This window comes from Mesorhizobium sp. ESP6-5 (assembly GCF_020164695.1).
Taxonomy (GTDB): Bacteria; Pseudomonadota; Alphaproteobacteria; order Rhizobiales; family Rhizobiaceae; genus Mesorhizobium; species Mesorhizobium australicum.
The window spans coordinates 485530-492629 of record NZ_JAIUGR010000003.1; the positions used below are offsets into that span (position 1 = coordinate 485530).

Sequence of the window (7100 nt, forward strand, 5' to 3'; positions counted from 1 at the left end):
ATGTCGGGACCGCAAGTCGCCATCGACCTTGGCCGCATCGAGCGCAACGCCCGCACCGTTGTGGACCGCTGCGCGCTTTCGGGCATCAAGGTTTTCGGCGTCACCAAGGGCACTTGCGGCATGCCGCAAGTGGCGCGCGCCATGCTGCGCGGCGGCGTCTCCGGGATCGCCGAGTCGCGTTTCGAAAACATCCGCCGGCTGCGCGACAGCGGTATCAGCGCGCCAATTATGCTGTTGCGCAGCCCGCCGATGGCGCGCGTCGAGGAGGTGGTGCGCACCGTCGACGTCAGCCTGCAGTCGGAGCTGACGATCATCCGCGAGATCTCGCGCATCGCCGAGCGTATGGGCCGGGTCCACAACATCATGCTGATGATCGATCTCGGCGACCTCCGCGAAGGCATCTGGCCGAACGACCTCATCCCCACCGTCGAGCGGATTCTCGACATGAAGGGCGTGCGCATCGCCGGCATCGGCACCAATCTCGGTTGCTTCGGCGCCATCATGCCGACGGAGGAAAATCTCGGCCAGCTCGTCGCTCATGCCTACAAGACCGAACGCCTGTCCGGGAAAAGACTGGAGTTCATCTCCGGCGGCGCGTCGTCATCCCTGCCGCTGCTGCTTGAAGGCAAATTGCCGGCCGGCATCAACAATTTGCGCATCGGCGAGGCGATGCTGCAGGGCGGTGTCGAGACCTTCCGCGATGTGCCATGGGCGGAACTCGAACCCGATGCCTGCCGGCTGACCAGCGACGTCATCGAGGTCAAGCTCAAGCCGTCGCGGCCGATCGGCACCTCCGGCTACGACGCCTTCGGCAACCAGCCGGTCTTCCCCGACGAAGGCGACAGGCTGCGCGCCATCGCCAATATCGGCCGCGAGGATGTGCTGGTCGAGGGACTGACGCCGATCGCCAAGGGGATAAGGGTGCTCGGCGCCTCCAGTGACCATCTGCTGCTCGATGTGCAGGATGCCGACCCGCCGCTCGCCGTTGGTGACCGCGTCGCCTTCCGCATGAGCTACGGCGCCATGCTTCTGGCCATGACCTCGGAATATGTCGAAAAAGCACCGATGCACGATGTCGCGGATTTCTCCGGCCGCAAGATGGTGTCGATCTCGGCCGAAGCGGAAGCGGCTCGCATCCTCGCGCGCGAAGCAACCGGCGCCCGGCTGGAGGCGATGAATTTCGACGTCGTCGAACTGGCCGATATCGATCGGCCGCCCTCAGGCCTGATCCGGTTCGCCGCCGGCGCCGATCGTCGCATCGCGCAAAAGGCGCTGACCGCAACGGCCCGCGCGACCCACTCCTTCGGCCTGATCTGGATCGATTCCATCGCCGCGCTGATGCCGGAGGACGAAGATGGCATCGACTTGCCGGAAGTCTCGGTACTCGCGCGCTCGCTTGGCCTCGACCACAAGCCGGGCGCGCTGCAGCCGCAGCTGTCGCCGGAAAACGTCGTCGTCATCGGACTGCGCCATGCCGACCCGGCGGAAGTGCGGGTGTTGAAGGATTCGCGCGTCTCGGCCTTCACGATGACCGATATCGACGCCATGGGCATGCGCGACCTGATGCACGAGGCAATCCGCATCGCCACCTCGGGCACGCAGGGGTTTCATGTCAGCTATTCGCCCACGGCGACCGAATTCGCCGGCTGGGCGGCTGGCTCCGGCGGCCTCACCGTGCGCGAGACGCATCAGGCGATGGAGGCGATCGCGCTTTCCGGCGGGCTGCTGTCGATGGATGTCTCCGGCCTGAGTACCGATCTGGAGCCCAGGATCGGTAGCGACGCGGTCAACTTCGTCATGTCGGCCTTTGGCAAGCGGATTCTCTGATCAGCCAATAGCCTCGACGGCCGCCCGCCATGCGCTGATATATTCCGCCCAGGCCGGATCGGCCGGCGGCTCCTGTGTTTGACCTTTGCCATGCGCCGCGCGCTGGTCGGATGCCAGCAGGGCGGCCCCGATGCTGGTGCCGGTCGCGGCTTCCGATGCGATGACGGCGCGGCCAGTGGTCGCGGCAAGCATCCGCGTGAACAATTGATTGCGCGCGAAAGGCCCCTCGACGGTCGTCGGGCCATCGCCGCCGACGAGGTCGAGGCAGGTCGCCGTCATCAGCGCCAGATAGAAGGAAATGGCGGCAAAGCGTTGGCCGGGAGGGATCGCCTCGCCCTTGCGCCATGCGGCGGTGTGATGCGGAAACGGCCCCGAGCCTTGCTGGATCGAAGGCAAAAGCAATGTCTTGCGCGCCAGCACCGCGGTGACATCGCTGTCGCTCCAGCTCTGCGCCGAGCCTTCGGTCAGCAGCGAGAATTCGCGGCCGCCCATGAACCGCGCCGAGGGCACGGGGTCGCCGAGCGCATTGACATTGACCAGCGTATCCCTTGCCGGATCGAGCGCCACCGTCTTGCCCCCGACCGCCATCGACACCACCCAGGTGCCGGTCGAGACCACGCAGAAGGGCGGCGCATCTGACAGGAGATGCGGCAGCAGCGAGGCGTTGGAATCGTGCAGGCCGCAAAAGACTGGGGTTTGTGGATCGAGCCCGGTCCGCTCCGCAAGCGCGGGCAGGATCGAGCCAAGTCGGTCCTTGGCCGGCCGTACGGGAGCCATCAGCTCGCGCCAGCCCAGGCGGCCGACCAGCGCCGAAAAATCCCCTGTCCAGGGGTTCCACAAATCGGTGTGGCAGCCGAGCGAGGTGACCTCGTTGACGGCGACACCGGTCAGGCGCAGCGACCAGTATTGCGGGTACATCAGCATCGCGGCGGCCCTGGCGAACTCCGTCGGGAAACTTTGCTGCTGCCAGAAGAATTGCGCGCCGAGATTGAGGCCGAGCGGCAGGCGCGGCGTGCCGGTCTCGGAGAAGGGCGGGCGGATCGCGTCATAGTCGGCCGCGAGCTCATCGGGCCCATCGTATTCATAATCGAGGACAGGCAGCACCAGCTCGCCCGTGGCATCGACCAGCACGCCGGTCGCGCCATGCGTGGTGATCGAAACGGCGTCGATGCGCTGTTCGCGATTGAGGTCGGCAAGGCTGTCGAGGATGAACGCCCATAGCGCGTCGACATCGTGACGCGGGTAGGGCGCTTGTCGCACCGGCGCGTTCGCCACCCGGCGCAGCGTCACCTCGCTCAATGTGGCGAGATCGACCAGCGCCACCTTGGCGTTGGTCTTGCCGATGTCAATGACGGCGATGTGGCGGGCCGCGCTCATTCCATATGGAACATCATTTCCAGCGGCACCGCCACCGGCTCGTTATCCGGTTTCGTCTCCATGATGTCGGCCATTTCAGCCCACCAGCGCTGCATCACCGGATGCTTAGGCAGATCGTCCATGCCGTGGCCATCGCGCCGCCACAGCACGCCGAACAGGATGTTCGTCTCTTCGTCGAGATGGATGGAGTAGTCGGAGATGCCGGCCTGCTTCAGCAACGCGACCAGCGACGGCCAGATTTCATCGTGGCGCTTTTTGTACTCGGCCTTCATGCCGGGTTTGAGCATCATCTTGAATGCGTATTTCTCGGGCATCAGGCCAGGCGTCCCCCGCGCAGCCGCCGCCAGACGATCGGCAGCGCGATGACGGTGATCAGCAGCAGGCCGATGAAGATCGACATGACGATGCCGGGCACGTTGAGCAGGCCGAGGCCGAAGGTCACCAGCCCCATGATCAGGGCGGCAAGCACCACGCCGACGATGCTGCCGGCGCCGCCGAGGATGCTGACGCCGCCGAGCACCACCATGGTGATGACCTCCAGCTCATAGCCCTGTGCGATCGACGGACGCGTCGAGCCGAGCCGCGACGTGATCAGCACCGAGGCGATGCCCGACATCAGGCCGGTCAGGCAAAACAGGATGAATTTTATGCGGCCGACGCGCACGCCGGAAAACTGCGCCGCGACCGGATTGTTGCCGATCGCGAAGACCCGGCGGCCGAAACTCGTGCGGTGCAGCAGGACCCAGTAGACCACCGCGGCGATGAGGAAGAGCACCAGTTCGAACGACACCACCCACCAGACATAACCCTGGCCGAAGAAGGCGAAGCTTTCGGGATAGCCCTTGTAGGCCTGGTCGCCGAGAGTGATGAAGGCGATACCGCGAAACAGGCTCATCGTGCCGATGGTGACGACGATGGAAGGCAAGCCGAGGCGCGTGACCAGCAGTCCGTTGAAGGCGCCGCAGCCGAGCCCGACGACGATGCCGATCAGGACAAGCACTGGCGTGCCGGCGCCGGCCTGCACCGCCATGCCCATCATGGTCGAGGCGAGCGCGATGATGGCGGCCACCGACAGGTCGATCTCGCCCGAAATGATCAGCAGCGCCATGGCGAACGCGATCAGGCCCTTCTCGGTGAAATTGAAGGTGAGATCGGACAGCGAATACGGATCGAGGAAATAGGGTGAGGCGAAACTGTTGATGGCAAAGATGGCGATGGCCACCACGACCAGCAGCGCTTCCCAGGAAAAGATCGCCGAAGAGAGCGGCTTGTCGAGCCGGTCGGGAATGTGGCGCGGGGCGGGGACGTCGGTCATGTCACCGCTTCCACTTTCTTGAGGATGATGCGGCCTTGCTGGCGTTCGCCGCGCGCGTTGAGCACGACCGCCAGGATGATGGCGCTCCCCGAAATCGCCATCTGCCAGAAGGGCGAGATGTTGATGACCGGCAAAGCGTTGGAGATGATGCCGAGGAACAGCGCGCCGAGCACGGCGCCGCCGACCGAGCCGATGCCGCCGGCGATCGATATGCCCCCGATGACGCAGGCGGCGATGATGTTCAACTCATAGCCGTTGGCGACCTCGACCGAGGCGATCACATAGCGCGAGATCCAGAGATAACCGCAGAGGCCACCGATCATGCCGGAGATGCAGAAGACGATGAATTTGGTCCGCCCGACATCGATGCCGGTATAGACGGACGCCGTCGGATTGACGCCGATGGCATAGATCGAGCGGCCGAGCGCGGTGCGCGTCATCAGCACGAAGAACAGCGCGATCACCAGGATGGCGATCCAGGACAGAACCGGAATGCCGAGGAAAGCAGCGCGCTGGAAGCCGATGAAATCCGGACTCATCCTGTCGGCATTGACCCAGGCGCCGCCGGACAGGACGAAAGTGGCGCCGCGATAGATGGTGAGCGTGCCCAGCGTCACCACGATCGAGGGGATGTTCAGACGCCACACCAAAAGGCCGTTGATGGCGCCGAGCACCAGCCCGACTGCGAGCGCGATGACGATCAGCAGCGGGATCGGGATCGCCGGGTGCGCGGCGTTCAGCATCGCCACCACCATTCCGGTGAAACAGAGGTTCGACGCCATCGACAGGTCGATCGAGCGCGTCAGGATGACGACCATCTGGCCGAGCGCCAGGATCATCAGGATCGAGGTGTCGTTGAACACCTGGCGCAGATTGCCGGGGTCGGCAAAGGCGGGGAAGCGCGTCGAGATCAGCCCGATCAAGGCGACGATGGCCGCGAGCAGCCAGATTTCGCGGTATTTGAGGAAAGCTTTCATGCCGCGATCCCTGCTGCTGTCCTGACCAGCGTCTCGGCATCCAGTCCCTTGTTGTCGTAGACCGCCGCGACAAGGCCCTCGCGCATGACGACGACGCGATCGGACATGCCGAGAATTTCAGGCAGTTCGGACGACACCATGATCACCGACAGGCCCTGCGCCACCAGTTCGGCCATGAAGCTGTGCACGGCGGCCTTGGAGCCGATGTCGATGCCCTTGGTCGGCTCGTCCAGGATGATCACCTTGGGCGCGGTCGCCAGCCATTTGGCGATGACCACCTTCTGCTGGTTGCCGCCCGATAGCGTGCCGACATCCTGGCTGAGCGAGGAGGCCCTGAGGTCGAGCCGTTCCGTGTAGGAACGGGCCAGCGAAAACTCCTCCGCCAGCCGCAGCATGCCTGATTTGGAGGTGCGGTCGAGCGATGGCAGCGAAACATTCTGGAAGATCGGCAGGCCGATAACCACGCCCTGCTTGCCGCGTTCTTCCGGCACGTAGACGATGCCGGCCTCGATCGAATCCGCGGCCGATTTCGGCGCGATCGCCTTGCCATCCAGCGTGATCGTGCCGGCGCTTATGCGGGTAATGCCTGAAATCGCCTGCATTACCTCGCTGCGCCCGGCGCCGACCAGGCCATAGAAGCCGAGAATCTCGCCCTTGTGCAGTTCGAACCCGATATCCCTGAACTCGGTCGGATGCGACAGGCCGGAAACGGAAAGCACCGGCGCGCCGATCTCGGCCTTGCGCTGCGGAAAGATGTGGTCGACCGAACGGCCGACCATCATGCGCACGATCTGGCTCTGGCCGGCATCCCTGATCAGGCCTTCGCCGACCATCTCGCCGTCGCGGAACACCGTGTAGCGATCGGCAATGCGATAGATCTCGTCGAACTTGTGGCTGATGAACAGGATCGCCTTGCCCTGCTCCTTGAGGAATTCGATCAAAAGGAAAAGTTCCTCGATCTCCTTCATCGAAAGGGCTGCGGTCGGCTCGTCCATGATGACGATCTGGGAGTCGATCGACATGGCGCGCGCGACGGCGACGAGATGCTTGTTGGCGATGCCGAGATCCCTGAGCCGCGCATCGGCATCGATATGACCGGCATGCATGGTGTCGAGCACTTCGCGCGCATTCTTGCGCATCGTGCGCCAGTCGATGGTGCCGAAGCGCGTGCGCGGCGCATGGCCGAGGAAGATGTTTTCGGCGACGCTGAGGTCATCGAACAGCACGGTTTCCTGATGGATGGCGGTGACGCCATGGGCGAAGGCGGCGTGCGCGCTGGGCAGCGCGACGGCCTGGCCGTCGATGCTGATCGTGCCGGCATCGGGCTGGTAGATGCCGGTCATGATCTTGACCAGCGTCGACTTGCCGGCGCCGTTCTCGCCGATCAGCGCGGTCACCTGGCCGGGATAGAGCGACAGGCTGACATTGTGCAGGGCACGGACACCGGGGAAGCTCTTGGAGATGCCGGACAGCGCCAGGCGGGGAGCGGAGGCCGGAAGCCGCTCGTCGGTCTCGCTATGTCGGGCCGTCGTGTCCATATCCGTATCAAGCCCTGAAACTAGGTCCGTTTGAAGTCGCGGGGGGGGGGGGGGGGCCCCCCCGCC

At 64.6% G+C, this 7100-nt stretch carries 6 protein-coding genes; 1 reads left to right on the top strand and 5 read right to left on the bottom strand.

Annotated features, from left to right (window positions below):
* Nucleotides 1-1827, top strand: coding sequence for an alanine racemase (locus LB524_RS06905; RefSeq protein ID WP_224524598.1), 1827 nt, complete (start codon nucleotides 1-3; stop codon nucleotides 1825-1827).
* Here LB524_RS06905 and LB524_RS06910 read toward each other — a convergent pair whose 3' ends face one another.
* From LB524_RS06910 to LB524_RS06930, 5 genes are read right to left on the bottom strand one after another with little or no spacing between them, the layout of a single operon-like run.
* On the bottom strand, nucleotides 1828-3204 hold the full coding sequence (locus LB524_RS06910; RefSeq protein ID WP_224524605.1) for an FGGY-family carbohydrate kinase: 1377 nt from the start codon (nucleotides 3202-3204) through the stop codon (nucleotides 1828-1830).
* On the bottom strand, nucleotides 3201-3518 hold the full coding sequence (rhaM, locus tag LB524_RS06915) for an L-rhamnose mutarotase (protein ID WP_224524607.1): 318 nt from the start codon (nucleotides 3516-3518) through the stop codon (nucleotides 3201-3203). Before rhaM ends, LB524_RS06910 begins: the two co-directional genes overlap by 4 nt.
* On the bottom strand, nucleotides 3518-4519 hold the full coding sequence (locus LB524_RS06920) for an ABC transporter permease (protein WP_140660705.1): 1002 nt from the start codon (nucleotides 4517-4519) through the stop codon (nucleotides 3518-3520). Before LB524_RS06920 ends, rhaM begins: the two co-directional genes overlap by 1 nt.
* Complete coding sequence (locus LB524_RS06925; protein WP_015319236.1) at nucleotides 4516-5496, bottom strand: ABC transporter permease; 981 nt, start codon at nucleotides 5494-5496, stop codon at nucleotides 4516-4518. The genes LB524_RS06920 and LB524_RS06925 overlap by 4 nt, the downstream gene beginning before the upstream one ends.
* Nucleotides 5493-7034, bottom strand: coding sequence for a sugar ABC transporter ATP-binding protein (locus LB524_RS06930; protein ID WP_224524610.1), 1542 nt, complete (start codon nucleotides 7032-7034; stop codon nucleotides 5493-5495). The genes LB524_RS06925 and LB524_RS06930 overlap by 4 nt, the downstream gene beginning before the upstream one ends.
* Nucleotides 7035-7100: the final 66 nt, after the last annotated feature.

Coding starts and splice junctions, on each gene's coding strand:
- LB524_RS06910 (WP_224524605.1), bottom strand. CDS start 3,204: ATGAGCGCGGCCCGCCACATCGCCGTCATTGACATCGGCAAGACCAAC.
- LB524_RS06905 (WP_224524598.1), top strand. CDS start 1: ATGTCGGGACCGCAAGTCGCCATCGACCTTGGCCGCATCGAGCGCAAC.
- LB524_RS06920 (WP_140660705.1), bottom strand. CDS start 4,519: ATGACCGACGTCCCCGCCCCGCGCCACATTCCCGACCGGCTCGACAAG.
- LB524_RS06930 (WP_224524610.1), bottom strand. CDS start 7,034: ATGGACACGACGGCCCGACATAGCGAGACCGACGAGCGGCTTCCGGCC.
- LB524_RS06925 (WP_015319236.1), bottom strand. CDS start 5,496: ATGAAAGCTTTCCTCAAATACCGCGAAATCTGGCTGCTCGCGGCCATC.
- rhaM (WP_224524607.1), bottom strand. CDS start 3,518: ATGCCCGAGAAATACGCATTCAAGATGATGCTCAAACCCGGCATGAAG.